24 protein-coding genes are annotated in these 25,264 nt (G+C 67.9%); 11 read left to right on the top strand and 13 right to left on the bottom strand.

Features of this window, described 5'->3' with window-relative positions:
* Positions 1-515: 515 nt before the first annotated feature.
* Complete coding sequence (locus tag BLU17_RS08205; protein WP_091996228.1) at positions 516-863, top strand: DUF3579 domain-containing protein; 348 nt, start codon at positions 516-518, stop codon at positions 861-863.
* 199 nt (positions 864-1,062) lie between these two features.
* On the opposite strand, the gene rpsT is transcribed toward BLU17_RS08205, so the two are convergent.
* Positions 1,063-1,335, bottom strand: a complete 273-nt coding sequence (rpsT, locus tag BLU17_RS08200; RefSeq protein ID WP_091996227.1) for a 30S ribosomal protein S20 — start codon at positions 1,333-1,335, stop codon at positions 1,063-1,065.
* Positions 1,336-1,830: 495 nt separating this feature from the next.
* On the opposite strand from rpsT, the gene murJ reads away from it, so the two are divergent.
* Both murJ and BLU17_RS08190 read left to right on the top strand, forming a co-directional pair.
* Positions 1,831-3,381 carry a murein biosynthesis integral membrane protein MurJ gene (murJ, locus tag BLU17_RS08195; protein ID WP_091996226.1) on the top strand — a complete coding sequence of 517 codons (1,551 nt, stop codon included), beginning with the start codon at positions 1,831-1,833 and terminating at the stop codon, positions 3,379-3,381.
* A 5-nt stretch (positions 3,382-3,386) separates the two neighbouring features.
* Positions 3,387-4,226 carry a SirB1 family protein gene (locus tag BLU17_RS08190; protein ID WP_091996225.1) on the top strand — a complete coding sequence of 280 codons (840 nt, stop codon included), beginning with the start codon at positions 3,387-3,389 and terminating at the stop codon, positions 4,224-4,226.
* A 78-nt stretch (positions 4,227-4,304) separates the two neighbouring features.
* Here the strand turns inward: BLU17_RS08190 and BLU17_RS08185 are convergent, their stop codons facing one another.
* The 5 genes from BLU17_RS08185 to lpxK all read right to left on the bottom strand — a co-directional run bounded on the left by BLU17_RS08185 (position 4,305) and on the right by lpxK (position 8,462).
* Complete coding sequence (locus tag BLU17_RS08185) at positions 4,305-5,063, bottom strand: 3-hydroxyacyl-CoA dehydrogenase (protein WP_091996328.1); 759 nt, start codon at positions 5,061-5,063, stop codon at positions 4,305-4,307.
* Positions 5,064-5,285: 222 nt separating this feature from the next.
* Positions 5,286-5,948, bottom strand: coding sequence for an adenylate kinase (gene adk / locus BLU17_RS08180; RefSeq protein ID WP_091996224.1), 663 nt, complete (start codon positions 5,946-5,948; stop codon positions 5,286-5,288).
* A gap of 290 nt (positions 5,949-6,238) precedes the next feature.
* Positions 6,239-7,042 carry a 3-deoxy-manno-octulosonate cytidylyltransferase gene (gene kdsB / locus BLU17_RS08175; protein WP_091996223.1) on the bottom strand — a complete coding sequence of 268 codons (804 nt, stop codon included), beginning with the start codon at positions 7,040-7,042 and terminating at the stop codon, positions 6,239-6,241.
* A gap of 168 nt (positions 7,043-7,210) precedes the next feature.
* Entirely contained in the window at positions 7,211-7,414 is a 204-nt protein-coding gene (locus BLU17_RS08170; protein WP_091996222.1) for a Trm112 family protein, read from the bottom strand.
* Positions 7,395-8,462: a tetraacyldisaccharide 4'-kinase gene (gene lpxK / locus BLU17_RS08165; protein WP_091996221.1), complete on the bottom strand. Its 1,068-nt coding sequence runs from the start codon at positions 8,460-8,462 to the stop codon at positions 7,395-7,397. The genes BLU17_RS08170 and lpxK overlap by 20 nt, the downstream gene beginning before the upstream one ends.
* A 596-nt stretch (positions 8,463-9,058) precedes the next feature.
* On the opposite strand from lpxK, the gene xseA reads away from it, so the two are divergent.
* Both xseA and sodB read left to right on the top strand, forming a co-directional pair.
* Positions 9,059-10,435, top strand: coding sequence for an exodeoxyribonuclease VII large subunit (xseA, locus tag BLU17_RS08160; RefSeq protein WP_091996327.1), 1,377 nt, complete (start codon positions 9,059-9,061; stop codon positions 10,433-10,435).
* Between the two features lie 577 nt (positions 10,436-11,012).
* The gene (gene sodB / locus BLU17_RS08155) at positions 11,013-11,591 is read left to right on the top strand and encodes a superoxide dismutase [Fe] (protein WP_091996220.1); all 579 of its coding nucleotides are present in this window, start codon (positions 11,013-11,015) and stop codon (positions 11,589-11,591) included.
* 82 nt (positions 11,592-11,673) lie between these two features.
* Here sodB and BLU17_RS08150 read toward each other — a convergent pair whose 3' ends face one another.
* Positions 11,674-12,249 carry an isochorismatase family protein gene (locus BLU17_RS08150; RefSeq protein WP_091996219.1) on the bottom strand — a complete coding sequence of 192 codons (576 nt, stop codon included), beginning with the start codon at positions 12,247-12,249 and terminating at the stop codon, positions 11,674-11,676.
* A 63-nt stretch (positions 12,250-12,312) separates the two neighbouring features.
* On the opposite strand from BLU17_RS08150, the gene BLU17_RS08145 reads away from it, so the two are divergent.
* Positions 12,313-12,951: a TetR/AcrR family transcriptional regulator gene (locus BLU17_RS08145; RefSeq protein WP_091996218.1), complete on the top strand. Its 639-nt coding sequence runs from the start codon at positions 12,313-12,315 to the stop codon at positions 12,949-12,951.
* 9 nt (positions 12,952-12,960) lie between these two features.
* On the opposite strand, the gene clpP is transcribed toward BLU17_RS08145, so the two are convergent.
* On the bottom strand, positions 12,961-13,602 hold the full coding sequence (gene clpP / locus BLU17_RS08140; protein ID WP_091996217.1) for an ATP-dependent Clp endopeptidase proteolytic subunit ClpP: 642 nt from the start codon (positions 13,600-13,602) through the stop codon (positions 12,961-12,963).
* 182 nt (positions 13,603-13,784) lie between these two features.
* Between clpP and BLU17_RS08135 the strand changes: the two genes are divergently transcribed.
* The gene (locus BLU17_RS08135; protein ID WP_091996216.1) at positions 13,785-14,858 is read left to right on the top strand and encodes a sigma-70 family RNA polymerase sigma factor; all 1,074 of its coding nucleotides are present in this window, start codon (positions 13,785-13,787) and stop codon (positions 14,856-14,858) included.
* A gap of 1 nt (position 14,859) precedes the next feature.
* Here the strand turns inward: BLU17_RS08135 and BLU17_RS08130 are convergent, their stop codons facing one another.
* Positions 14,860-16,125, bottom strand: a complete 1,266-nt coding sequence (locus BLU17_RS08130; RefSeq protein WP_091996215.1) for an EAL domain-containing protein — start codon at positions 16,123-16,125, stop codon at positions 14,860-14,862.
* Between the two features lie 273 nt (positions 16,126-16,398).
* Positions 16,399-17,784, bottom strand: coding sequence for a multidrug transporter subunit MdtD (gene mdtD / locus BLU17_RS08125; protein WP_245746773.1), 1,386 nt, complete (start codon positions 17,782-17,784; stop codon positions 16,399-16,401).
* Here mdtD and BLU17_RS34215 point away from each other — a divergent pair.
* The gene (locus tag BLU17_RS34215; RefSeq protein WP_281247808.1) at positions 17,753-17,878 is read left to right on the top strand and encodes a hypothetical protein; all 126 of its coding nucleotides are present in this window, start codon (positions 17,753-17,755) and stop codon (positions 17,876-17,878) included. The two genes, mdtD and BLU17_RS34215, sit on opposite strands and share 32 nt — an antisense overlap.
* A 53-nt stretch (positions 17,879-17,931) precedes the next feature.
* On the opposite strand, the gene BLU17_RS08120 is transcribed toward BLU17_RS34215, so the two are convergent.
* Complete coding sequence (locus BLU17_RS08120; RefSeq protein WP_091996213.1) at positions 17,932-19,446, bottom strand: aminotransferase-like domain-containing protein; 1,515 nt, start codon at positions 19,444-19,446, stop codon at positions 17,932-17,934.
* Positions 19,447-19,677: 231 nt separating this feature from the next.
* On the opposite strand from BLU17_RS08120, the gene BLU17_RS08115 reads away from it, so the two are divergent.
* A complete protein-coding gene (locus BLU17_RS08115; protein ID WP_176928971.1) occupies positions 19,678-20,043 on the top strand; it encodes a DUF2917 domain-containing protein in 366 nt (121 codons plus the stop codon).
* A 27-nt stretch (positions 20,044-20,070) separates the two neighbouring features.
* Here BLU17_RS08115 and BLU17_RS08110 read toward each other — a convergent pair whose 3' ends face one another.
* Complete coding sequence (locus BLU17_RS08110) at positions 20,071-21,309, bottom strand: citrate/2-methylcitrate synthase (RefSeq protein ID WP_091996211.1); 1,239 nt, start codon at positions 21,307-21,309, stop codon at positions 20,071-20,073.
* A 134-nt stretch (positions 21,310-21,443) separates the two neighbouring features.
* Between BLU17_RS08110 and BLU17_RS08105 the strand changes: the two genes are divergently transcribed.
* Positions 21,444-22,874: a CoA transferase gene (locus tag BLU17_RS08105; RefSeq protein WP_091996210.1), complete on the top strand. Its 1,431-nt coding sequence runs from the start codon at positions 21,444-21,446 to the stop codon at positions 22,872-22,874.
* A gap of 30 nt (positions 22,875-22,904) precedes the next feature.
* Here the strand turns inward: BLU17_RS08105 and BLU17_RS08100 are convergent, their stop codons facing one another.
* Positions 22,905-23,651 carry a GntR family transcriptional regulator gene (locus BLU17_RS08100; protein WP_091996209.1) on the bottom strand — a complete coding sequence of 249 codons (747 nt, stop codon included), beginning with the start codon at positions 23,649-23,651 and terminating at the stop codon, positions 22,905-22,907.
* A 161-nt stretch (positions 23,652-23,812) separates the two neighbouring features.
* On the opposite strand from BLU17_RS08100, the gene BLU17_RS08095 reads away from it, so the two are divergent.
* A complete protein-coding gene (locus BLU17_RS08095) occupies positions 23,813-24,658 on the top strand; it encodes an aldo/keto reductase (protein ID WP_091996326.1) in 846 nt (281 codons plus the stop codon).
* Positions 24,659-25,264 lie beyond the last annotated feature (606 nt).

The following is a 25,264-nucleotide window of genomic DNA, read 5'->3' as shown; positions in this document are numbered from 1 at the left end:
ATAAAGGATTTTGCGCATTTTGACGAGTTGCCCAAAAGTTGGGCGGCATGTGCCGGCGCGCGGCAGGCGGCGGCCCGGTCGACATCTGCGGGACCGGCTTTCGTCTTTCGGATGCCTTGTGTGCGGTGCGTCAAAACGGTCGGTACGCTATAATCTCAGCGATTTCTTAGGCACGACAAACGGGCCCTGAGCGTATGTGTCGGCAAGGTGGCAACGCCTCGCGGCAGCGGCAGGCAAGCCCGCGGGAGCGGCCTGTGCGCTGACTGGCAGTGCGCCGCGAAATCGGCTTGTCGAACGGCTTGCGATGTTTTGCAAGTGCGTCGCCGGCCATTTTCGAGACTTGAAGCCGGGCGGGGTGCGCGGGCAGCCGTTCCCTATGCATCGGACTGTCCATGCGCGTGGCGGCGGGCGAACTCCCGCGGCCGGCATCCCGCGACAAAAACGCGGGCGCAGCGCTCGTGCCGCCGTTACATGCTGCAAACGCACCCAGCAGCTATACACACAGGTACTTCTGCATGGCCGACGAAGCTCCAACCGAATACTTCATTCAAGGCATCACCAGCAAGGGGAAGAAGTTTCGTCCGAGCGACTGGTCGGAGCGTCTGGCGGGTGTGATGTCGAGCTTTGGCCCCAAGGCGACGGCCAATGCGCGCGGGCCGAACGCATATCTCCGCTACTCGCTCTACGTGCGCCCGACAATGATCGGCGACCTCAAGGTCGTGGTGCTGGATTCGCGTCTGAAGGACGTCGAGCCGATGGCCTTCAACTTCGTGATGAACTTCGCCAAAGACAACGACCTCGTCGTGACCGAGGCATGCGAGTTGCCGCAGGATCACGCGACGCAGCAGGGCGGCACGCGCTAACGGCGCGCTGCGGCTGCAGGCGTGCCCCGGTCGGGGCCGACTGCCCGCCTGGCGCAACGAATGACCCGCTTCGGCGGGTTTTTTTGCGCTTTCGCGGGTGGTGCGACGGACGGAAAGCGCAAACAAAAAACCCGCCGAAGCGGGTTTTTTGTGACGCAGCGGAAACGGGTCATGGCCGCCGTGGCGGCCCCCGAAACGCTTACTGCGCGGCTTGCATCGCCTTGATGGCGGCAGCCAGGCGGCTCTTGTGGCGAGCGGCCTTGTTCTTGTGGACGATCTTCTTGTCGGCGATGATGTCGAGCGTCTTTGCCGATGCCTTCAGAACTTCGGCGGCCGCTGCCTTGTCGCCGGCGTCGATTGCCTTGCGAACGGCCTTGATGGCGGTGCGGAACTTCGAGCGCAGTGCCGAGTTGTGCGAGTTTGCCTTCGCGGCCTGACGGGCGCGCTTGCGTGCTTGTGCGGAGTTTGCCATTACGATTCCTTGAGTTTGCGGAGCAGAGGCTTGCCGACAATGAGTCTTGCGGGGCGACGCTCTTTGCCTGGATTTGCACTTTCGGCAATGTTGCCGGAAAGCGCAAAACGGTATTCGCCGGGTTCGCTTGCGCGGACTGCATCTGCTTGCCGGCCGCGCCTTTTGTGCCAAAGCGAAGAGGTCAGCCCGAACCTTCCGGCCACGTTTAACTCTTTCGCTTCCTTTCCAAGACGCGCTTCGAGCACCCATTGAGAGAACTCGAATCGGCGATTATAGCAGCAAGTTAATCGGTGCAGCAATCAACGGCGATCGGCAGAAAGGGTGCGGCCGGAGGTGAACGCCAGTACCGCGACGCGGTCACAATCAGCGGACTTCAATCAGCGGACTTCAATCAGCGCACTTCCGCCGTTGCCGCCTCGCCGTATGCGCCGCCGCTCGGGCCTTGACGCCACGCATCTGCGACGGACCTGACGGCGCCCGTATAATGACCGCCCCATGAATCTATTCCGAGCCCTGCTGACAGTCAGCGGCTTCACGCTGCTGTCGCGCGTGACCGGTCTGGCCCGAGAAACGCTGATTGCGCGCGCGTTTGGCGCGAGCCAGTACACCGACGCGTTCTACGTCGCGTTTCGCATCCCCAACCTGCTGCGCCGCATCTCGGCAGAAGGCGCGTTTTCGCAGGCGTTCGTGCCGATTCTCGCGGAATTCAAGAACCAGAAGGGCCACGACGCTACGCGCGCGCTCGTCGATGCGACCTCGACCGTGCTCGCCTGGGCGCTCGCCGTTCTCTCGCTGCTCGGCATTTTCGGCGCGTCGTTCGTCGTGATCGTGGTCGCGTCGGGCTTGAAGAACGACGGGCAAGCGTTCCCGCTCGCCGTCGCGATGACGCGCATCATGTTCCCGTACATCGTGTTCATCTCGCTGACGTCACTCGCGTCCGGCGTGCTGAACACATACAAGCAGTTTTCGCTGCCCGCGTTCGCGCCGGTGCTGCTGAACGTCTCGTTCATCGCGGCGGCCGTGGCGTTCGCGCCTCACATGAAGCAGCCCGTCTACGCGCTCGCGTGGGCCGTGATCGTGGGCGGCGTGCTGCAATTCCTCGTACAGTTGCCCGGCCTCAAGCGCATCGACATGATGCCGCGCATCGGCCTGAACCCGCTCAAGGCGCTCGCCCACCGCGGCGTGAAGCGCGTGCTCGCGAAGATGGTGCCGGCCATGTTCGCCGTTTCGGTCGCGCAGATCAGCCTCATCATCAACACCAATATCGCCTCGCGGCTCGGCGCCGGCGCCGTATCGTGGATCAACTACGCCGACCGCCTGATGGAATTTCCCACGGCGCTGCTCGGCGTGGCGCTTGGCACGATCCTCCTGCCCAGCCTCTCGAAGGCGCACGTCGACGCCGATCCGCACGAGTACTCGGCGCTGCTCGACTGGGGCCTGCGTGTGACCTTCCTGCTCGCCGCGCCTTCGGCCGTTGCGCTCTTCTTCTTCGCCGAGCCGCTCACGGCTACCCTGTTTCACTACGGCAAGTTCGACGCCAACTCGGTCGTCATGACGGGCCGCGCGCTCGCGGCATACGGGGTGGGGCTCATCGGCCTCATCCTCATCAAGATCCTCGCTCCTGGGTTTTACGCGCGCCAGGACATCAAGACGCCGGTGAAGATCGGCGTCGGCGTGCTCATCGCCACGCAGATCAGCAATTACATCTTCGTGCCGATCTTCTCGCACGCGGGCCTCACGCTCTCGGTCGGCCTGGGCGCCTGCATGAACGCGCTCCTGCTCTTCATCGGGCTGCGCCGCCGCGGCATCTACATGCCGTCGCCGGGCTGGACCCCGTTCTTCGCGCAGTTGCTCGGGGCATGTCTCGTGCTGGCAGGCGCGATGCACTGGTGTGCGATCAGCTACGACTGGATCGCCCTGCGCCACGAACCGCTCGCGCGCATTGCTCTGCTCGGTGCGTGCCTCGTCCTGTTCGCGACGTTATATTTCGGTATGCTGTGGTTGATGGGCTTCAAATACGCGTACTTCAAGAGGCGGGCGAAGTGACAACGATGACTACGCGGGTTCTGGATTATTTCAGCGCGCTCGTTGCCGACGACGAGAGCCTGCCGCTCACCGAAGCGGCGCTCGCGATCGCGCAGGACGCGTATCCCGATCTCGATCTGCAAGGCACGCTCGCCGAGATCGACGAACTCGCGCTGCGTGTGCGCCGCCGCATGCCCGAAGGCGCAGATGTGCGCCAGCAGGTTGCGGTGCTCAACCGCTGCTTTTTTCGCGAGATGGGCTTCGCGGCCAATCTCAACGATTTCCTCGACCCCGACAATAGCCACCTGAACGTCGTGCTCAAGCGCCGGCGCGGCATTCCCATTTCGCTGGCGGTGCTGTATCTGGAGATGGCGGCGCAACTCGATCTGCCGGTGAAAGGCGTGTCGTTTCCGGGGCATTTTCTGCTGCGCGTCTCGCTGCCCGAAGGCGACGAGATGGTCGATCCCACCACAGGCCGCACGCTCACCGAGTCCGACATGGTGGAGATGCTCGAGCCCTTCGTCGCCAATGCCGGCGACTCCGTGGCGCGCGCATTGCGTATGCTGCTCGAGCCGGCCACGCGCCGCGAGATCGTCGCGCGCATGTTGCGCAACCTGAAGTCGGTGTATCTCCAGACCGAACGCTGGCAGCGCCTGCTCGCCATCCAGCAGCGGCTCGTGATCCTGCTGCCCGAGAGCATCGAGGAAGTACGCGATCGCGGCTTCGCTTATGCGCGGCTCGACTATCTGCGGCCTGCGCTCGAAGACCTCGAACAATATCTCGACGAGCGTCCCGACGCGGAAGACGCTACCGTCGTCGAATCGCAACTGCAGGAGCTGCGCCAGCGCACGCTCGACAACGATTGAGCCCGGCGCCGGCATAAAAAACGAAAAAGCCCGCGATGCACTCGCGGGCTTTTTTATCGGGAGGGCGAGGGCGAGGCCTCACTTCGGTTGCATGCGGATCGCGCCGTCCAGACGAATCACTTCGCCGTTGAGCATCGGATTCTCGACGATCTGCTTGACGAGCATCGCATACTCGTGCGGCTTGCCGAGGCGCGGCGGGAACGGCACCATCGCGCCGAGCGCATCCTGCACTTCCTTGGGCATGCCGAGCAGCATCGGTGTTTCGAAGATGCCTGGGGCGATCGTCATCACGCGGATGCCGTTGCGCGAGAGGTCGCGCGCGATCGGCAACGTCATCGCGACGACGCCGCCTTTCGACGCGGCGTAGGCTGCCTGGCCGATCTGCCCGTCGTAAGCGGCCACCGAAGCGGTGTTGACGATCACGCCGCGCTCGCCGTCCTCGAGGGGCGCGGTCTGGGCGATGGCCGCCGCCGCGAGCCGGATCATGTTGAACGTGCCGATCAGATTGACCGAAATGGTCTTCGAGAACGTGTCGAGCGGATGCGGGCCATCCTTGCCCACGGTCTTCACGGCGGGCGCGATGCCGGCGCAGTTCACGAGTCCGCGCAGCGTGCCCAGCGCCGTTGCCGCGGCCACGGCGCGCGCGCCGTCCTCTTCGCTCGCGACGTTGCACTTCACGAACCGGCCGCCCAGTTCCCCGGCGAGCGCGTTGCCCGCGTCTTCATTGAGATCGGCGAGCACGACCTTGCCGCCCTCGGCCGCGATGAGGCGCGCGCTGGCCGCGCCGAGCCCCGACGCGCCGCCGGTGACGAGGAACACGTTGTCGCGAATCTGCATGTTTGTCTCCATCTGCTTGCGCAAGGCGCTTCGCGATCGCGCGGGGCGCTTCGGCGTCAAGCGCGATTCGTTGTAGATGTGCGCGGCCCGCGCAAGGAGGAAGCCGCGAAGCCAACCAAAACAAAGCGGGCCGCCCGGCACCGCCTGCCCGGGGAGACCCGGGAGCGACGCCGGCCGGCCCGCAGGCAAACCAGCAAGCGTGCCGGGCCCGGCCCGGTTCGCTTACTTGAGCGCTTCGAACACGCGGTCGCGAATTTCGTCGACGGTGCCGAGGCCCGAAATGGCGCGATACTGCGGCGCTTTCAGACCGTTTTCCTCGCCGCGCTTCGCCCAGTCGCTGTAGTAGGCGATGAGCGGCTTGGTCTGGGCAACATACACGTCGAGACGCTTGCGCACCGTCTCTTCCTTGTCGTCGTCGCGCTGGACGAGCGGTTCGCCCGTCACGTCGTCCGTCATCTCCACTTTCGGCGGATTGAACCTGACGTGGTATGTGCGGCCCGAAGCCGGGTGCATGCGGCGGCCGCTCATGCGCGTAATGATCTCGTCGAACGGCACGTCGATCTCGAGCACGTAGTCGATCGCGACGCCCGCCTGCTTCATTGCCTCGGCTTGCGGCAGCGTGCGCGGGAAGCCGTCGAACAGGTAGCCGTTCCTGCAGTCGGGCTCCTGAAGGCGTTCCTTCACGAGATTAATGATGAGTTCGTCGGTCACGAGCTCGCCGGCATCCATGAAACGCTTCGCTTCGAGGCCAAGCGGCGTACCGGCCTTGACGGCCGCGCGCAGCATGTCGCCCGTCGAGATTTGCGGGATGCCGAACTTCTCCTTGATGAAGTTTGCCTGGGTTCCCTTGCCCGCACCCGGGGCGCCCAACAGGATCAAACGCATGTGAACAATCTCCGATCTGTGTGAATTCTTGCGGCGCGGCGACCACCTCACACGCGGTGGGGTGGCGTCGGCGGCGTCCGTGCGTCTCCTTGCCCATGCGCTGACGGCCGTCGAGGCACCGTGCTGGCGGGGCGGCGACACGTCCCACGCGGCTTTTGCCCGGTGCCTGTGACATGGGGCGGCGCTGCGGGGCGGTGCCGAAAAAGCGGGGAAGCCCCGACGCACAAAGGCTTTAGACGGCTCGCGCAAACAATTGATTATGCCATGGGATTTTTGCCCCACGGACGGAATTAAGGCCGGTATAACGCTTGCACGCGCACGAGGTCGGCCAGGGTGTCGACGCCCGGCGCGGGCGCCTGAGCCGTCACGAGCACGGCGATGCGCTCGCCGTGCCACATCGCGCGAAGCTGCTCGAGCGCTTCGACCTGCTCGATCGGCGAGTGCGCGAGCGAGGGGTAGCTGCGCAGGAATTTCGCACGGTACGCATACAGGCCGATGTGGCGGTAGACAGTCGCAGGCGCTGGCGGGGCGGGCATTGCGCCGAGATCGAGGCGCGCCGGCGACCAGTGCGGCTGCCAGGCGTCGCGGGCCCAGGGAATGGGCGCGCGCGAGAAATAAAGCGCGACGCCGCGCGCGTCGAGCACGACCTTCACGACGTTCGGGCTGAAGATTTCTTCGGGCGCCGTAATGGGGTGCGCCGCCGTGGCGATCGCGCATTCGGGGTGCGTGGCGAGGTGCGACGCAACGTCGCACACGAGCGCCGGGTCGATCAGCGGCTCGTCGCCCTGCACGTTGACCACGATCGTGTCGTCGCTCCAGCCGAAGTGCTCGGCGACTTCCGCGAGCCGGTCGGTGCCCGACGGATGATCGGCGCGCGTGAGCACGGCGTCGAAGCCGTGCGAGCGGGCGGCGTCGAGCACGCTCTGGGCATCCGAGGCGATCAGGACCTGTTGCGCGCCCGAATCGCGCGCGCGCTCGGCCACGCGCACGACCATGGGCTTGCCGCCGATGTCGGCGAGCGGTTTGTTGGGCAGTCGCGTGGACGCAAGACGCGCCGGCACGACGGCAATGAAAGGTTGTACGGGAGCGGTCATGGCCAGTTCCGGCAAGGACGGATTTCAGGAAGCAAAAGCGCGCCGGGGAGGGCGCGCTGGTTTGGCCTCGATTAGGCCTTGATTGGGCTTCGATGGGGCCTCGACCGGATCTCGATCGGGCCGCGCTCGGCGTCCAACCGGGAAGGGGGGCGGGCCGCCGGGCGAGCCTTATGCCGCGCCCGGCCCGACCGGATCGACCGGCGTGCCCTCCACGGTTTGACGGGCTTCGTCGACGAGCATGACGGGGATGCCGTCGCGGATGGGGTAAGCGAGCTTGTCGGCGCTGCAGATCAGCTCTTGCGCGGCGCGGTCGTAGCTGAGTGGGCCCTTGCAGATCGGGCAGACCAGGATTTCAAGCAGACGAGCGTCCACGGAGTTTCTCCACAACCAGGGTAATGAGGCGATGATCGAGCGCGGCTTCCACGGGGACGACCCAGATGCGCGCGTCGTTCCAGGCCCCCAATTTTACTGCATCCTTTTCGGTGACCAGGATTGCGTCGGCGACGACGTCGGCGAACGGATTGGTCGCGTAGGCGTAGTGGTCGGGCAGCGGCATGGTTTGCGGCGTCAGGCCGGCCGCCCGCAGCGTCGCGAAAAAGCGTTCCGGCGAGCCGATGCCGGCTGCCGCCACGATACGCGGGACATCTTGCGGGCCCTGTGCGCCTTGCCCCGGCGCGCTCGCCGCGAACTGCGCGAGCGGGCGGCGCAGCGCCGGATTCGCGAGGTGCCAGGCGTCCCCGGGTTCGAGCTTGAGGGCGAACGTGTTGGGCCAGGGCGGCAGCGTGCGCTCGAACGGATTGTTGACGAGGGTGGCGTCGCGGCGCCGCGAAAGCGGCTCGCGCAGCGGCCCCGCGGGCAGCAGAAACCCGTTGCCGCCGAGCCGGTGATCGAACACCACGACCTCGACGTCGCGGACGAGGCGGTAGTGCTGAAGACCGTCGTCGCTCACGATCACGTCGACGTCGCGATGCGCGCCGCACAGCGCCATAGCCGCCGCGACGCGATCGGGCGAAACCCATACGGGCACACCTGTGCGGCGCGCGATCAAAAGCGGTTCGTCGCCCGAGAGGCGCGCGGGCGTGTCCGGCGTGACGGGCGTGGGGCGCTCGACCTTCGCGCCGTAACCGCGCGAGACCACGCCGGGCGAGAAGCCCGCCGTGCGCAGCGCCTCGACGAGCGCGATCACCGTCGGCGTCTTGCCGGTGCCGCCGACCGTCACGTTGCCGACCACCACCACCGGCACGCCCACCCGCACGCTCTTGAGCCAGCCCGCCGCAAACGCGGCGCGGCGCATCCCGCTCGCGGCGGCGAACACGGCGGCGAGCGGCGTGAGTGCCCAGGCGAGCGCGCCGCGCCGTTGCCACGCGTGCGCGATCCGCGCTTCGAGGCGCTCCTTGAGGCTGGACGCGGGGCCGCTCATCGGCAATCTACGCGGGGGACTGCATGGCAAACCGCGCGGCGTCCGGCGTGCGCGCACGAGGCGTCGGACGCGGGATGCGGGAAGCTGGCAGGCAGGGCGGGCATCGAGGCGGTTCTCCGGTTCGGGGTGAGCGCCACAGCAAGAGGGCGGACGAGGGGACCAGCGCGCGGCACCGCTTCGGGCCTCGCATGGCGCGGCGCGGGCGGCTGTGAACCCGGCACTCTAGCGCGGGTCGGCAGCATGCGGCAAGCGGACTGTCCGCAGGCAACCGCCGTTTCGGCGGCTCCTCATGAAATCCCGGAAAATTCAGCGCCTGTGGATAACTTTGTGGAGAAATGGGCGCCATGAAGGCTGAAAGGCCCATTATTCGGCCCTCTCATCGGTCGGCAACGATGTTATAGAGATAAAAACTCTATATAAATCAATCGGATGTGAAAATTTATCGGCGTTTGCAAGGTGTTGCCGGTCATCATGCCGCATGACGCATACGGTGTGGACACTTCGCGCGGCTTGCCGGCCGGGCCTCATTCGTGCTGGACTGCCGCCCCCCGAACGGTCTATCGTCTGTCCGGCCGATGCTTATCCACACCTCCCGCATGCTATCCGACCGATTTTCCGCTTCCTCCGCCTCCCCGGGCGACGTCGTCGTGCCGGTCTCGGCGCTCAATCGCGCAATCGCCTCGATGCTCGAGCGCACGTTCCCGCTGGCATGGATTTCGGGCGAAGTCTCGAACTTCACGCGCGCCGCGAGCGGCCACTGGTACTTCTCGATCAAGGACGCGCAGGCGCAGATCCGCTGCGTGATGTTCCGCGGCCGCGCGCAGTACGCCGGGTTCACGCCGCGCGAGGGCGACCGCATCGAAGTGCGTGCGCTCGTCACGATGTACGAGCCGCGCGGCGAACTGCAACTGAACGTCGAGGCCGTCCGCCGCACCGGCCAGGGCCGCCTCTATGAAGCCTTCCTGCGCCTGAAGGCGCAACTCGAAGCGGAGGGGCTCTTCGATCCCGGGCGCAAACGCGCGCTGCCCTCGCATCCGCGCGCCATCGGCGTGATTACGTCGATGCAGGCCGCCGCGCTGCGCGACGTGCTCACCACGCTGTGCCGCCGCGCGCCCCATGTGCCGGTGATCGTCTATCCGGCGCCGGTGCAGGGCGCGGGCTCGGCCGAAAAGCTCACCGCGATGCTCGAAACCGCGAACGCGCGCAACGAGGTGGATGTGCTCGTGCTGTGCCGCGGCGGCGGCTCCATCGAGGACCTGTGGTCGTTCAACGACGAGACGCTGGCCCGCACGATTGCCGCGAGCGCGATTCCCGTGGTGAGCGGCGTCGGGCACGAAACCGATTTCACGATCGCCGATTTCGCCGCCGACGTGCGCGCGCCTACCCCGACGGGCGCGGCCGAACTCGTGAGTCCGCAGCGCACGCTGCTGCTGCGCGACCTCGATCAGCGTCACGCTACGCTGGCGCGCGATTTCGGCCGCCTGCTCGAGCGGCGCGCACAGCAGCTCGACTGGCTGGCGCGCCGGCTCGTCTCGCCGGCCGAGCGGCTCGCGCAGCAGCGCACGCATCTGCGCCAACTGGCGATACGGCTCGCTTCGGCCGGCGTGCGCGCGGGCGCCGAGGCGCGTGCGCACCTGAACGTCATGCAGATGCGCTGGCAGCGCGCGCGCCCCGACGCCGCCGCGCGGCGCACCTCGGTCGAGTCGCTTGGCCGCCGTCTCGACAGCGCGTTCGCGCGACAGCGCGAACGCGAGGCGGCGTGCGTTTCCGAACTCGCGGCTCGGCTCGAAGTGCTGAGCCCGCAGCGCACGTTCGAGCGCGGCTACGCTGCGCTGCTCGACGCGCAAAGCGGCACGGCCGTGCGTTCGCCGGCCGTGCTCAAGCCCGGCAAGCGGCTCACCGTGCATCTCGCGCAGGGCAGCGCGGACGTCGCGCTCGCCGATGTCCAGCCGCGTCTCGCGGACGGCTTCTGAAGATTGGCCGCATGGCAGGCGCGCGGCTTGCTGGCTCACGAAGAACCGGCGCGAACGCACCAGTGCGCGCCGTCATGACGCCATGCCGTGGCGGTGCGTAATCGTTGCAGTCCTCGTTGCGGTCTCGTTGCAATCGGATTGCATGCCGGTTACGCGAACGTTGCAACGGGTCTGCGGGTTTGCTGCATGCGTGCGCGCTCCGGGATGGGTCGCACTGCATCGCATCAAACGTGCATTGGCGCCTGCGCCGCCGTGCGCTGGCTGCACGCAGCATCAGCAAGTGAACAAGCATATGAGCGAGCACGCCATGCCGGCACGCCATCTCGCATGGCGCCGGAAGCGCTGTTCGAGCGTCGCCGCATCTTGCGACGGGCTGCGTGCGCCCAGTGCAGCACGGCAACATTGAACCGGGGAATCGGCGTAAAACGGTGTAGACGGATATGCACAAAAGCCCTTTGCAAACGATCTCCGGCATAAAGGCCGCGTGTTTGCGGGGTTATTCCAACTCGCCTACAATCGAGTGCTCCATGCCGGTTATCACGCAGAACTCCCCATAACACGACGAAGGAACCGCATCATGTCATTTACGCTCCCGCCGCTGCCGTTCGCGAAGAACGCTCTCGCTCCGCACATGTCGGAAGAGACGCTCGAGTTCCACTACGGCAAGCACCACCAGGCTTACGTCACGAATCTGAACAACCTGATTCCGGGCACCGAGTTCGAAAAGCTCTCGCTCGAAGAAATCGTCAAGAAGTCGTCGGGTGGCGTGTTCAACAACTCGGCGCAAGTCTGGAATCACACGTTCTTCTGGAACTGCCTCTCGCCGCAAGGCGGCGGCGCACCGTCGGGCGCGCTCGGCGACGCGATCAACGCGAAGTGGGGCTCCTACGACGCGTTCAAGGAAGCCTTCACGAAGGCCGCAGTAGGCAACTTCGGCTCGGGCTGGACGTGGCTCGTGAAGAAGGCCGACGGCTCGCTCGACATCGTGTCGACCAGCAACGCCGCCACGCCGCTCACGACCGACGCCAAGGCGCTCCTCACGATCGACGTGTGGGAACACGCTTATTACATCGACTACCGCAACGCGCGTCCGAAGTTCGTCGAAGCGTTCTGGAACATCGTGAACTGGGACTTCGCCGCGAAGAATTTCGCGTAATGCGAATTCCGTTCCGTGCCGTGTTTTAGTTTATTGCGGCACATGCAAAAAAGCCCTCGATGCGAATCGAGGGCTTTTTCTTTTACGCGAGCGCCGCGATGGTCTCCTGCGTCGAACGCACGTGGCCCATATGGCGGAACAGTTTCTCGAACGTGAAGTGGTGCATCTCTTCATTCAGTGCCGAGGTGGCGTCTTCGACGAACACGAGTTTGAAGCTGAAGTCGAACGCCGCGCGCGCCGTGGATTCGACGCCGAAATTCGTGGCGATACCGCCGATCACGATGGTATCGATGCCGCGGCGGCGCAACTGCTGCTCGAGGTCGGTGCCGTAGAACGCGCCCCATTGGCGCTTCGAGACGATCACGTCGCCGGCTTGCGCGCCGACTTCGGGTACGAGCTCGGACGCCTGCGCCGGGGCAGGCGGCGCATCGGGGGCGCGCGTGGGCGCGTCGGCGGGCAGGGCGAGCAGTTCGTTCAGGAGCACGCGCACCCAGACGACGGTGCCGCCCTTGGCGCGCAGCGCGTCGGCGAGCGGCCTCGCGTTAGCCACGACCTGTGCGCCGCTATGGGGCGCGACGGGGCGGCCCACGATGCCGTGCTGAAGGTCGATCATCACGAGCGCCGTGGTGCGCGGATTCAGTGAAAGTGCTTGCGTCATGGTTCACCTGTATGTGAGGATGGCTTCACATATGATACGCGAGATGTGAAGGAGGTCTCAGATATGGCCGCTGATCCGCTCGCGCGCAAGGAAGCGCAAACCGCTGGCGCACGGCGCGTGCCGCGCCAGGAACGCGCGGCGCGCACCGTGGACGCCCTGCTCGAAGCCGCGGGCGAGGCGTTCGCCGAACGCGGCTTCGAAGCGGCGACGATGACGCAGATCGCGCAGCAGGCGGGCGTGTCGGTGGGCGCGGCGTACCAGTACTTTCCAAACAAGGAGGCACTGGCGTTCGCACTGCGCAAGCGTTACGGCGACGAGATGGACGCGCGCTGGAGCGCGCTCGTCGCGGCGCACGACGACGCGGGCGAGTTGCCGCTCGCGCAGCTGGTGGAGCGCCTGTTCGATCTGATGGTCGATCTGATGCATCACTACCCCGCGTATTTGCCGCTGCTTTCCGTGCCGCTCGGGTTCAAGCGCGACGCCGCCGCGCGCAATTTGCTGCGCCAGCGTTTCACGGCGCTCTTCCTGCGCTACCAGCCGGCGCTTTCGGCTGACGAGGCCTATCGCGTCGCGGAGGTCATGCTGCAGGTCATCAAGAGCCTCAATCCGCTTTACGCCGCGGCGAAGCCGAAGGAGCGCAAGCTGCTCGTCGCCGAGTACAAGGGCGTGCTGGCGGCGTGGCTGACCGTGCGGCTCGCATGAGGCCGCGCCTCAGCGCAGCGTTTGCTCGCGCGAAGCCAGCACGCGATCGATCAGCCCATAATCGGCCGCGGCTTGCGCCGACATGAAGTTGTCGCGGTCGGTGTCGTGCGTGATCTGCTCGATGCCGCGCCCCGTGTGTGCGGCGAGCATCGCGTTCAGGCGCTCGCGCTGGTAGAGAATTTCGCGCGCCTGCAGCTCGACATCGGCGGCCGTTCCCTGTCCGCCTCCAGACGGCTGATGGATCATGATGCGGGCGTTCGGTAGTGCGAAGCGTTTTCCCCGCGCACCCGCGGCGAGCAAAAACGAGCCCATGCTGGCTGCGAAACCGGTGCACAGGGTCGAGACATCGGGTTTGACGAACTGCATCGTGTCGTGAATGGCGAGACCGTCGTAGACTGAACCGCCCGGCGAGTTGATGTAGAGATTGATGTCCTTCTCCGGATTTTCGGCTTCCAGAAAGAGCAGTTGCGCCACCACGAGGCTCGCGGTCTGCTCGGTCACGGGGCCGACGAGGAACACGATGCGCTCGCGCAGCAAACGGGAGTAGATGTCATAGGCGCGCTCGCCGCGCCCCGAGGTTTCGATCACGGTGGGGACGAGATTGAGCGCGGTCGGCGGCAGTGCTGCATGATGCGGTGCGAAGGGTTGCATGAGCGTGTCCTGGTTTTTCCGTGGGTGTGACGGCGCGTTTGCGCCGCTGCGCACATGACGCTTCGCCGGCACACTGCGTGACGAATATTTTTTTGCGCGCGGCTGTCACGTTGTCAGGCTGCCGGACGTCATCGAAGAAACGGCACGGAAGCAGGACAGAGCGAGGCGAAGGAGCAAAGCGAATGATGCAGGCAATCGGCGGGACGAATCTGGGCGCGCTCGATGAGGGCGCGATTGCGGCGGACGACGAAGCCCGGCGGCAGCAGGGCGCGTGGACCGAGGCGCGACGCGCCGCTGCGTTCGGCGAGGCGCGCGGGCGTCTTCTCGCGCTGGCGTCGCGTGTGCTGGGCAGCCGCGCGGAGGCCGAGGACGTCGTGCAGGACGCATGGTTTCGCTGGCGCGACGCCGACGCGCAGGCGGTCCGCACGCCGCAGGCGTGGCTCGCCACCGTGACGGTGCGGCTTGCGATCGACCGGCTGCGGCGTTTGCGTCGCGAGAGCGCGGCCGAACACGACGCTCCCTGTTTCGACGACGCCGCGCCGTCCGCGGAGGAGGCGGGCTTGCGCGCGGCTCGGCTTTCGGATGGCCTCGTGCTCATGCTCGAGAGGCTCGGGCCGCTGGAGCAGGCTGTTTTCGTGTTGCGCGAGGCCTTCGATTGCGATTACGCGCAGATCGGCGCGCTCACCGGCTGCACGAACGAGCACTGCCGCCAGATCGTGCGGCGTGCGCGCGTGCGCCTTGCGCGCGAGGCTGCGCCGCGGGCGGCTCCGGCCGATAAGGCGCGGCATGCGCGCACGGTGGAGCGTCTGCGCGAGGTGCTGCGTGCGCAGGATCGCGCGGGGTTGATGGATTTGCTGGGCGTGACCGCAACCGCGCTGGTAGCGGCGAGCGCGGCCAGCGTTCCTGCTGGCCATGCCGCGTCCGCGCGCCCGTTGCGCGCCGAGGCGCTCGCGCTGGACGGCGAGCCGGGCGTGGCGCTCGTCGCGCAGAACGGCGAGCTGGCTGCGTGGCTCCACGTGCGCACCGCCCGCGGCGGCCGCAACGAGCCGATCGTCTGCAGTGCGGCGATGGGCGACGCCAATGCGCTCCAGGCGGCGAACCGCGCTTTCGCCGCCGGCGAGGCCGTGCGCAAGCTGCTCGCGCGACTTGCTTCGGGCGACGCCGCAGCGTGCATTTCGACGCGCTCCGTCACTGCCGCCGCGTCCGCCCGTCGGGACGGCGCGACGCTGCTTGCGCAGGCGCTCGTCGTCGCGTGATCTAGCCGCGCTGCGAAGCCGCTTCCCAGTTGATGTCGACGCAGAGCACCTGCACGCCGTGCTCGGTTTGCGCGGCGACCGAGGCGGTCACGCACAGGTGCGCCTCGTTGATCGAAAGATAGGGCGGCGTGAACTGCACGCGGCCCGGCACCTTCATCGCGCCGATGAAGTACGGCCGGCGCTCCCAGCTTGCGCCCTCGGAATGCAGCAGCGGCCGGAAGCGCTTGGCGCGCTGCGACGTGCGGCCGTCGGGCAGGATGTTGTCACCGATCTGGCGGCCCGACGCATCGAGCAGAAAGCAGCGCGCCGTTTCGTTCAGGCCGAGCAGCGGCAGAGTGGCGTCGGACATGCTCGCGCCTTCGGCAAGCCGCCTCGCCGCCGACTCGATAGCGCTCACGTACGGCGCGAGGCGCGCGGCCTGCGCCCGGTCGCGCGCGGCGACCCGTTCGCGCAGGCGCGCGGAAAGATCGTCCATGAGCTGCGCAGCCGTGGCCGGCGGCACCGGTTCGACGTCGGGGCGCGCGAAATACGCGCCCTGCACGAAATCGGCGTTGCTTTCGAGCGCGATCAGCGCGTCGCGCTCGGTCGATAGGCCGCCCACCAGCACGAGTTGACCCGACTCGTGCAGCATCGAAACGAGCCCCGGCAGCACGCGCTCGATGTGCGCGTGGCGGCTCGCCTGGTCGAGCAGGCTGCGGTCGAGCGTGACGATGTCCGGCCGCAACTGCCACACGCGGTCGATGTTCGAATGCTTCGCGCCGAAGCCGTCCAGCGCGATCACGAAGCCTGCCTTGCGCAGCCCGTCGATGATTTCCGCGAAGCGCGAATTTTCGCCGCCGGCCTGTTCCGACACTTCCAGCACCACGCGCTGCGGCTGCAGGCCGAGCGCCTTGAGGCCGGCGAGCAGCGCATCGCCGTAGCTCGTGTCCATGAGCGCGGCCGGGTGCAGGCTCAGGAAGAGCCATTCGTCATGCGAATCGAACGCGTTGAAGTTGCCCAGATGCAGCGATTCCGCGAGGCGCCCGAGTTCCAGCAGGTCGCCGCGGCGCGCCGCCTGCGTGAACACCTCCTGCGACGGCACCTGCAGGCCCTGCTCGTCGTGCGCGCGAAGCGACGCGTGATAGCCGATCGCGCGCCGGTGCGCGACCGAGAACACGGGCTGGAACACGCTGAAGACGGTGTAGCCGCCGTACAGCACGGTGCGGCGGGCGCCTTCTTCGCCGGCGATGGGGCGCGACTGGTAGCCGGGGGGATCGAGATCGATCATGCTGGTCTTTGAGTTTGATGGCGCGCGTGACGGGCGGGGACGCGTGAGCGTCAAGTTTACAGGATAGGACAGCAAAAAGTATGCGAGTCCAGGGGCCCGCGGCCATCGGCCGTGCGCTGGCGCACGCGATATGGCGCGATGGTGCGCGCGGGCGAGAGCGGCGCACGGCCGCGAGGCGCGTGCTGCACCGTCACGGTGCGAGCGCTCGCGGCAACGGTGTGAAGACAAGGAGCACGGGGACGGCGGCCCTTCCATGGCTCGCCGGGTTCGCTGTCAGGTCCGCTCGGACGGATCGGTCTTCTTCGCGGTGCGCCGCAGGTCCGGCGAGAGTTGCGCGAAGATCCACGACGAGCCCGCCGTGATGATGCCCACGCAAATGAACGTCGCGTGGAACGCCGGAATCACGTTCTCGCCCGTCTTGTGGCCGATGATGCCCGTGAAGGTGGTGAGCAGCGCGCCCGCGACGGTCACGCCGAGGCTCATCGAGAGCATCTGCACGAGCGAGAAGAGGCTGTTGCCGCTGCTCGCGCCGCCGGTGCCGAGGTCCTTGAGCGTGAGCGTGTTCATCGCCGTGAACTGCATCGAGTTCACGCCGCCGAATATCGCCAGTTGCGCGATGCGCACCCAAAGCGGTTCGTTCGGCGTGGAAAGCGCGAAGCTCGCCATCATGAGGCCCACGAGCACGGTATTCGCGACCAGCACGCTGCGGTAGCCATAGCGCATGATGAGATACGTCACGAGCCGCTTGGAGAACATGCCGGCCGCTGCCGTGGGCAGCATCATGAGACCGGCCTGGAAGGCCGTATAGCCGAGCGCCACCTGCAGCAGCAGCGGAATCAGATACGGCATGGCGCCGCTGCCGATGCGCGCGAACAGGTTGCCGAGCAGCCCCACGCTGAAGGTGTGAATCTTGAAGAGGTCGAGCGAGAAGATCGGCTGCGGCGTGCGCACTGCATGCAGGCCATAGGCCACGAACGCGGCGAGAGAGAGGATGAAGAGCACGAGCACCGTTGCGTGCTGGATGCCGAACTCGGTGCGTCCGTCGAGCGCGAACGAAATCGCCACCATGCCGGTGATGAGCAGCAGGTAGCCCGGCAGGTCGAAGCGCGGCGTGTCCGGATTGCGGCTGTCGGGCATGAAGATGAAGGTAGCGACGCAGCCCACCACGCCCACCGGCACGTTGATGAGAAAGATCCAGTGCCACGAGGCGATCTGCACGAGCCAGCCGCCGAGCGTGGGGCCGATGAGCGGGCCGATCAGCCCCGGAATCGCCACGAACGAGAGCGCCGGCAGATAGCGCTCGGCGGGAAACGTGCGCAGCACCGCGAGACGCCCGACCGGCAGTAGCATCGCGCCGCCGACCCCCTGTGCGATGCGCGAGAGCACGAGCTGGTTCAGCGTGTGGGCGCTCGCGCAGAGGAGCGAGCCGACCGTGAACACGAAAATCGCGCCGAGGAACACGCGCCGCGTGCCGAGCTTGTCCGCGAGCCAGCCCGAGACCGGAATCATTACCGCCATCGTGAGCGAATAGGCGATCACGACTGATTGCATGCGCAACGGCAATTCGCCGAGGCTCGTCGCCATCGCCGGCAAGGCCGTGTTGACGATGGTCGAATCGAGGGTCTGCATGAAGAAGCCCGTGGCGACGAGCCACAGCATCACGGACAACGAGCGCGGAGACGGCGTGCTGCTTGACGAAGTGGATGGTGCGGACATGGGCGAGGAGTGGGCGCGCAGGCAAGCGCCATTGTAGGGAAAACGGCGTCTGCGCGCAGATCGCGCCCCGTCGGTTACCTGCCTGGCTGCTTACCGGCGCCCCCCGCCTGACGCCGCCTTTTCGCCACCGGCCGCGCGTACGCTCGTGTCGCGCGCTTCGCCGTCGAGCCGCGCCGCCGCCGCGAAGAACGCCTGCGCACGCGGATCGGGCGTGAGCGCCACGTTGATGCGGATCCACGGGCTCGTCTCGCCGTGCGGCCGGAAGTGGCTGCCGGGCGAGACCGCCACGCCGAACGGCTCGCCGCAAACCGCGAGCCGCGCCGAGTCCTCCACGTGCGGCACGCGCGCCCAGACGAACTTGCCGCCGGTCTGCGTATAGCCGCGCGCGGCGGGCGCCGTGGCCGCCGCCGCCGGGCCGCCGAACAGCTCCCAGCCGTGCGCTTCGAGCGTGCGCGCGGCCGAACCTTGCGCCTCGGCGACGCGCCTGCGCAGCCGTTCGAGGTACTTGCGGTACGCGCCGCGTTCGAGCAGCGTGGCCGCCACGGCCTGCGTGAAGCGCGAGCCGCTGATGGTCGTGAGCGCCTTGATGGCCGCGAGATCGCGCACGATCGCCGGGTTGGCCACCACATAGCCCACGCGCAGCGCCGAGGAGAGCGTCTTCGAGAGGCCGCCCACGTAGACGACGTGCTCGAACTGGTCGAGCGCCGCGAGCCGGTCGGTGGGATCGGCCTGGAAGTCGGCGTAGATGTCGTCCTCGACGATCGTGAAGCGGTGCTCGCGCGCGAGCTGCAGCAGCCGGAACGCGACGGGCGGCGAGATCGTCGAGCCGGTCGGATTGTGGAAGACGGTGTTGACGAAGAACGCGCGCGGCCGGTGTTCGGCGAGCATCGCGTGCAGGTGGTCGAGGTCGGGCCCGCTCGCCGTGCGGCGGATGCCCACGAGGCGCACGCCGTGCAGCTTCAGCAGGCCGTACAGGTTGTAGTAGCCGGGATCCTCGACGAGCACGGTGTCGCCCGGTTTGAGCATGTAGCGCATGAGCAGGTCGAGGCCCTCGCTCGCGCCTTCGGTGATGAGAATGTGCTTCGCGTCGGCGGCGATGCCGAGCGGCGCGAGCCGGTTGCGCAGATGCTCGCGCAGCGTGGCGTCGCCGGCCGGCGTGCCGTAGTCGACGAGGCTCGCCGGATCGGTGCGCGAAACGTGCCGGATCGCCTGGCCGAGTGCGTCGACGTCGCGCCATGCCTGCGGGATCGAGCCGCTGTCGAGTTGCAGCAGTTCGCCCGCGCGCTCGAACTGGCTGAGCAGATGGCCCGATTCGTCGGCGGCGTTCGTGAGATCGCACGTGCCCATGCCGGACATGCCGCTGCGCGCGTACTCGCTCACGTAGAAGCCCGAGCCGTGGCGCGAGTCGAGATAGCCGAGCGAGACGAGCCGGTCGTAGGCCTCGATCACGGGAAACCGGCTGATGGCGTAGTCGGCGGCGAACTGGCGGATCGACGGCAGGCGCGCGCCGGGATGTGCCGCGCGCGAGCGGATCCACGTCTGCACGGCGGAGACGATCTGTTCGGTGAGCGGCACGTTGCTCGTGCGGTCGAGTTCGAGTTTCATCGGGGTCTCGCTGGAATCCTGCCTCGGGCGCGGTTCGAGGCTACCTTAAGTGTTCACTTTTTTGACTGCACAGTTCCATGTGTACTGTTCGGAACTGTACATGGGACTGTGCCTCGCTGACCGCAATAATGCTCCTGCCGGGAAGTCGCTTCAAGTCGTCGCGTTTCGTGTAATCGGCATTCCGGAGGCCAGCCGAGTCCCATCGGCGGCCAGTCTGCAAGGAGCATGGCAATGCGCGAAATCCGAATCTTCCAACTGGAACACGGCGAGCCCCTCGAGACCTGGCGGCTCGCACAGGCAATGCAACTGCACGTGAGCGATGGCGAGCTCTGGCTCACGCTTGCGGGCGACGCCGGCGATTACTGGCTGCGCGCCAACGAGTCGATCGACCTCCCGGCCGGCGTGCGCGTGCACGTGAGCGCGGGCCGCGAAGGCGCGCGCTTCGTGCTGGCGCTGGGCGGGGCGATGGCCGGGGGGACGGTCGAGGCGGCCGGGCAGGCGCGGGCGGCGGCTTTGCGGGGCCTGGCCGGACGCATCGGCGAGGGGGTGCGCGCGTGGGCACAACGCGGGCAATGGGGCGTGCGGATTGCTGGCTGAGTGCCCGTCGCAAGGGGCGCGCTCGCGCTACACGACGTGCTCCCGCTCGCTTGCCGGTTCCCCGACGTAGCGCGCGCGTGGGCGGATCAGCCGCCCATCGGCCGTCTGCTCCAGCGCGTGCGCGATCCATCCCGTCACGCGGCCGGCGGCGAACAGCGTGAACGCCGCGCCGCGCGGCAGGCCCAGCACGCGTTCGATGGCCGCGAGCGCGTAGTCGAGCGTCGGCCGCGCGCCGCTCGTTTCGGCCACGGCCTGGGCGAGCGCATCGACTTCGTCCATCGGCGAGCGCGTTGGCGCACGCTGCGCAAGCAGGTCGAGCAGCAGGCGCGCGCGCGGGTCGCCGTCGGGATAGAGCGGATGGCCGAAGCCGGGGAGCGCCGGCGCGATGCCGCGCTCGTCGGGCGCGAGACGGCCGGCCAGATAGCGATGCAGATCGTCGGCGCGCGCGGCTTCGTCGAAGAGCGCGGCCACGCGCGCGGTCTCGCCGCCATGGCGCGGGCCCGCGAGCGCGGCGAGCCCGCCCGTCGCGGCGCCAAACAGATGCGTGCCCGTGGACGTGATGCAGCGCACCGTGAACGTCGAGGCGTTCAGCTCGTGGTCCGCGCATAGCACGAGCGCCGCGCGCAGCAGATCGGTTTGCGCGCGCGAGCGCACGCTCCATGCGTCGCCGAGCTGGCGGTGCAGCGGCTCGTTCGACGGCGCGGCGGAAACGAGCGCCGCCGCGAGCAGGCGCATGAGCATCGCGCCGGTATCGAGCTGCGCGTCGCGGCCCTGCGCCCAGATGCGCGGCATTTGCGCGGCGGCGGCCGGGAGCAGCACGAGCGCGCGTTCGAGCGGCGTGTGCGCGCTCCAGATCTTCAGCCACGCCGACCATTGCGCGGCCGCGATCGGGGCTTCCGGGGCCTGCAGCACGCGGCGCGGTGCGCATTGCCAGAGCAGCGCCGCCACTTCTTCGAGCGACGCCTGGCGCGCGAGCGCGACGGCGTCTTCGCCGCGATAGAAGAGCTTGCCGTCCGCGATCAGCGTGATCGACGATTCAAGCACCGGCACGCCCCAGTCCAGCACCTTCTGCGCGACCTTGCCCGCACGCTTGCCGTCGGCCTTGCGGCGTGCGAGGCGCCGCACCTCGGCGGCGGCGTACCGGTTGTGGCGGCCGTCGGGCGAGGGCGCCGAAGCGATGAGGCCCCGGCTCACGTACGCGTAGAGCGTGGCCCGGCTGATGCCGAGCGCGGCAGCGGCTTCGGCCGCGTTCATATAGCTGGACATGATGGGTCGCCTCGTACAAGCGAAGAAATCAATCTATGTTGATGATAGTAATCAAGATTGATTCGGGATTCGAGCGGCGCGACGATTCGTGACGCCACCTCGACACCTTTTCTCCCGCGAAAGGACTGCCCGCCATGACACCACGCGACGCGCTCGCACACCTTTGGATGCTCGCCGACTGCGACTCCGCCGCGCTCGAGCGGCTCGACATCGAAGGCGACGATCCCGGTCTGCCCTCGATCTTCCGCGTGGGCACGCTCGCGGCGGCGAGCATCGGCGCGGCGGGACTCGCCGCCGCGCAGCTTCACGCGCTACGCACGGGGCGCGCGCAGCGCGTGGCGATCGACGTGCGCCGCGCGCTGGCGGCGTTTCGCAGCGAGCGCTATCTGAGCGTGGACGGCAAGCCGCCCAGTGAACTGCGTCATCCCGTGACCGGCCATTTTCCGACCGGCGACGGCCGCTGGATCCAGCTACACGCGAATTTTCCGCATCATCTCGCGGGCATCTTGCGCGTGCTGCAATGCGCGGAGGACCGCGCCGCCGTGGCGCGCGCGATCCTCGGCTGGGAAGGCGCGGCGCTCGACGACGCGCTCGCGCAAGCCGGCCTGTGCGCCGCGCTCGTGCGCGCGCCGCGCGAATGGGCCGTGCAGGAGCAGGCGAAGGCCGTGGCGAGCCTGCCGCTTCTCGAGATCGAGCGCCTCGGCGATGCGCCCGCCGAGGCGCCGCGAGCGGGCGGCGGGGCGCGTGCGCTCGAGGGCGTGCGCGTGCTCGACCTCACGCGCATCATCGCGGGCCCGGTGGCCGGGCGCACGCTCGGGCAGCATGGCGCGGACGTGCTGCTCATCAACGGTCCGCATCTGCCGAACATTGCGCCGCTCGTGATCGACAACGGGCGCAGCAAGCGCTCGGCCACGCTCGATCTGCGCGACGCCGCCGCGTGCGGGCAGTTGCGCGCGCTCGTGCGCGAAGCCGACGTGTTCGTGCAGGGCTACCGGCCCGGCGCCCTCGCCGCGAGAGGATTCGCGCCCGAAGCGCTGGCGCAGTTGCGGCCGGGCATCGTGTGCGTGTCGATCAGCGCGTACGGGCATCGTGGTCCGTGGCGAGAGCGGCGCGGCTTCGACAGCCTCGTGCAGTCGGCGAGCGGCATCGTGTGGGCCGAGAGCGCGGCGGCGGCGAAATCGGGCAACGGCGGCGCGGCGGGCGCGCTGCCGTTCGCGGCGGCCCGGCCGCTGCCCTGCCAGGCGCTCGATCACGCGACGGGCTATCTCGCGGCGTTCGGCGCGATGGTCGCGCTCGCGCGGCGCATGCACGAAGGCGGCAGCTGGCACGTGCGCCTCTCGCTCGCGCAAACCGGGCGTTGGCTGCAAACGATGGGCACGCTGGAAGATGGCCAGCGCGCACCGGAGGTGAGCGCCGCCGATATCGCCGATTGCCTCGAGGAGATGGATTCGCCTTTCGGGCGCGTGCGCGCCGTGGCGCCCGCCGAGCGGCTCGCGCTCACGCCGCCGTTTCACGCGCGCCCGCCGGTCCCGATCGGCACGGACGCGCCGGTGTGGGGCGATTAGGGCCATCGCGCGCAAGCAAAGCGCGCCGCCTTACTTGCGCAGTTCCGCGACGAAGTCGTAGTAGTCGTTGCGGCAATATGTATCGGTGAGTTCGATGGCGCGCTGGTCGGCCGTGTAGCCCACGCGCGTGATGAGCAGCAGCGCCTCGTTGGGCGCGATGCTCATCTGCCGCGCGATTTCCTCGCTCGCGTTCACGGCGCGAAAGTGCTGCAGCGCGCGCACGATCGAAAGGCCGCGCTGCTCGAGAAAGCTGTAGAGCGAGTCGCCGATCGCGCTCGGGTCTGGAATCAACGCGGCCGGGAAGGTGGAGTTCTCGACGGCCATGACGATGCCGTCGGCGAGGCGCAGGCGCTTCAGGCGCGTGACGGCCGCCGCGGGCGAGAGGCCGAGCTGGATCACCTCGTCGCGGCTCGCCGGCTGGATTTCGCGCGAAAGCCAGCGCGAACCGGGCGTGAAGCCGCGCTGGCGCAGCATTTCGCTGAAGCTCGTGAGGCGCGAGAGCGGGTCTTCGATGCGCGGCGTGATGAAGCTGCCCGCGCCCTGGGTGCGGCGAATCAGGCCTTGCTCGACGAGCAGCGCGATCGCCTTGCGCGCCGTGATGCGCGAAACGCCGAGCGATTCGGCGAGCACGCGTTCCGAAGGCAGGGCTTCGCCGGCATTCCACCGGTTGTCGTGAATCGCGATGCTCAGCTTGCGCGCGAGCTGCAAATAGAGCGGGGTGTCGTTTTCCGGATCCGGGCGCAGGTCGCGCCAGCGGTCTTCCGTGGGTGCGTTCATGGGAGGCGGGCAGGGAAGGCGAACGGCAATTTTATGTCATCGGCGTGCGAACACGGTAATGAACAGCTTGCGTGGGTGCGTATGACCGCACTGCGCGCGAGGCGATACACTGGTCCTTCGATTGGCCAGCCGCGCCGCCGCAGCGGACGCAAGGGGAGATCATGACGACCGATATCGCCACCGTCGCATTGCCGGACGGCGAGCGCATTCCGAAGCTCGGGCAGGGCACGTGGGAGATGGGCGAGCGCGGCGCGCACCGCGCGGCGGAAATCGCGGCGTTGCGCGAAGGCGTCGCGCTTGGCATGACGCTCGTCGACACCGCCGAGATGTACGGCGACGGCGCGACCGAGCGGCTCGTCGGCGAGGCCTTGCAGGGGCTGCGCGACGAGGTGTTTCTCGTGAGCAAGGTGTATCCGCACAATGCGGGCAGCAGCGGCGTCGTGCGCGCGTGCGAGGCGAGCCTGAAGCGCCTCGGCACCGACCGGCTCGATCTTTATCTGCTGCATTGGCGTGGCGGCGTGCCGCTCGCGGAGACCGTCGAGGGTTTCGGGGCGCTCGTGCGCGCGGGCAAGATCCGCCACTGGGGCGTGAGCAACTTCGACACCGACGACATGGAAGAACTCTTCGCGACGCCGGGCGGCGACGCGTGCGCGACCAACCAGATTCTCTACAACGTCGCGCGGCGCGGACCCGAATTCGATCTGCTGCCGTGGAGCGCCGCGCATCGCATGCCCGCGATGGCGTATAGCCCCGTCGATCACGCGCGCCTGCCGAAGCGCTCGCCGCTCGACGATATCGCCCACGCGCACGGCGTATCGGTCTATCGCGTGGCGATGGCTTGGGTGCTGGGTCGAAGCGGAGTCTGCGCGATTCCGAAGGCGGCTCGCGTGGAGCACGTGCGCGACAACCGCGCGGCGCTCGATCTCGTGCTCGGCGCAGACGAATGCGCGTCGCTCGACGCATGGTTCAAGCCGCCGCGCGCCAAACGTCCGCTGGAGATGCTGTAGCGCCTGCGTTGGCCGCGTGCTCGCCCGAGCGGTCATGGCGTGCGCCGGCGTATCGCGAGCAGGCAGCCTCGGTGGCCGCCCAGGTTTGAGACGATGCGCGCGGCGTATCCGGCGACCGGCCCCCGGCGGCGGAGCCCGGCCGGGGGACCGGGACGCCGCCGCCGATGCCAGGACTGGCGCGATTGGCCGTCGCGCCAGATCGGAGTGGCTGCTGCGGCCGGCCTGCACCGCCGTGCAGGTTCAATGACCGCTGCCATGGCCGCCACCGTGGCCGCCGCCGTACCCGCCGCCCGGGCCGCCCGACGGTCCACCCTTGCCGAATCCGCCTCCGAAACCTCCGCCGAAACCTCCGCCGAAACCTCCGCCGAAACCGCCTGCGGGTCCTCCCGAAGGTCCGCTTGCCGATGCGCCGTGGCCGCCGCATCCACAGCCGCCTGAGTTACCGCCGCCGTTGTTACCACCGCCGTTGTTACCACTGCCGTTGTTACCACTGCCGTTGTTACCGCCACCGCTGTTACCACCGCCACCACCACCGCTGTTGCCGCTGTTACCGCCACCGCTGCCACCCCCACTCTTTCCGCCGCCGGAACTGCTGGACCCCCCACC

The organism is Paraburkholderia lycopersici (assembly GCF_900096975.1).
Classification (GTDB): Bacteria; Pseudomonadota; Gammaproteobacteria; order Burkholderiales; family Burkholderiaceae; genus Paraburkholderia; species Paraburkholderia lycopersici.
Note: the sequence above shows the minus strand (reverse complement) of the source record. Positions and strands in the feature narration are given on the sequence as shown.

Excerpts from the sequence above, each read along its gene's own strand:
- BLU17_RS08135 (WP_091996216.1), top strand. The coding sequence starts at position 13,785 with ATGATGCAGGCAATCGGCGGGACGAATCTGGGCGCGCTCGATGAGGGC.
- BLU17_RS08115 (WP_176928971.1), top strand. The coding sequence starts at position 19,678 with ATGCGCGAAATCCGAATCTTCCAACTGGAACACGGCGAGCCCCTCGAG.
- BLU17_RS34215 (WP_281247808.1), top strand. The coding sequence starts at position 17,753 with ATGAAGAAGCCCGTGGCGACGAGCCACAGCATCACGGACAACGAGCGC.
- BLU17_RS08120 (WP_091996213.1), bottom strand. The coding sequence starts at position 19,446 with ATGAAACTCGAACTCGACCGCACGAGCAACGTGCCGCTCACCGAACAG.
- BLU17_RS08205 (WP_091996228.1), top strand. The coding sequence starts at position 516 with ATGGCCGACGAAGCTCCAACCGAATACTTCATTCAAGGCATCACCAGC.
- BLU17_RS08185 (WP_091996328.1), bottom strand. The coding sequence starts at position 5,063 with ATGCAGATTCGCGACAACGTGTTCCTCGTCACCGGCGGCGCGTCGGGG.
- rpsT (WP_091996227.1), bottom strand. The coding sequence starts at position 1,335 with ATGGCAAACTCCGCACAAGCACGCAAGCGCGCCCGTCAGGCCGCGAAG.
- adk (WP_091996224.1), bottom strand. The coding sequence starts at position 5,948 with ATGCGTTTGATCCTGTTGGGCGCCCCGGGTGCGGGCAAGGGAACCCAG.
- kdsB (WP_091996223.1), bottom strand. The coding sequence starts at position 7,042 with ATGACCGCTCCCGTACAACCTTTCATTGCCGTCGTGCCGGCGCGTCTT.
- murJ (WP_091996226.1), top strand. The coding sequence starts at position 1,831 with ATGAATCTATTCCGAGCCCTGCTGACAGTCAGCGGCTTCACGCTGCTG.
- BLU17_RS08095 (WP_091996326.1), top strand. The coding sequence starts at position 23,813 with ATGACGACCGATATCGCCACCGTCGCATTGCCGGACGGCGAGCGCATT.
- xseA (WP_091996327.1), top strand. The coding sequence starts at position 9,059 with ATGCTATCCGACCGATTTTCCGCTTCCTCCGCCTCCCCGGGCGACGTC.
- BLU17_RS08190 (WP_091996225.1), top strand. The coding sequence starts at position 3,387 with ATGACTACGCGGGTTCTGGATTATTTCAGCGCGCTCGTTGCCGACGAC.
- BLU17_RS08145 (WP_091996218.1), top strand. The coding sequence starts at position 12,313 with ATGGCCGCTGATCCGCTCGCGCGCAAGGAAGCGCAAACCGCTGGCGCA.
- BLU17_RS08110 (WP_091996211.1), bottom strand. The coding sequence starts at position 21,309 with ATGTCCAGCTATATGAACGCGGCCGAAGCCGCTGCCGCGCTCGGCATC.
- mdtD (WP_245746773.1), bottom strand. The coding sequence starts at position 17,784 with ATGCTGTGGCTCGTCGCCACGGGCTTCTTCATGCAGACCCTCGATTCG.
- lpxK (WP_091996221.1), bottom strand. The coding sequence starts at position 8,462 with ATGAGCGGCCCCGCGTCCAGCCTCAAGGAGCGCCTCGAAGCGCGGATC.
- BLU17_RS08150 (WP_091996219.1), bottom strand. The coding sequence starts at position 12,249 with ATGACGCAAGCACTTTCACTGAATCCGCGCACCACGGCGCTCGTGATG.
- sodB (WP_091996220.1), top strand. The coding sequence starts at position 11,013 with ATGTCATTTACGCTCCCGCCGCTGCCGTTCGCGAAGAACGCTCTCGCT.
- BLU17_RS08130 (WP_091996215.1), bottom strand. The coding sequence starts at position 16,125 with ATGATCGATCTCGATCCCCCCGGCTACCAGTCGCGCCCCATCGCCGGC.
- clpP (WP_091996217.1), bottom strand. The coding sequence starts at position 13,602 with ATGCAACCCTTCGCACCGCATCATGCAGCACTGCCGCCGACCGCGCTC.
- BLU17_RS08100 (WP_091996209.1), bottom strand. The coding sequence starts at position 23,651 with ATGAACGCACCCACGGAAGACCGCTGGCGCGACCTGCGCCCGGATCCG.
- BLU17_RS08105 (WP_091996210.1), top strand. The coding sequence starts at position 21,444 with ATGACACCACGCGACGCGCTCGCACACCTTTGGATGCTCGCCGACTGC.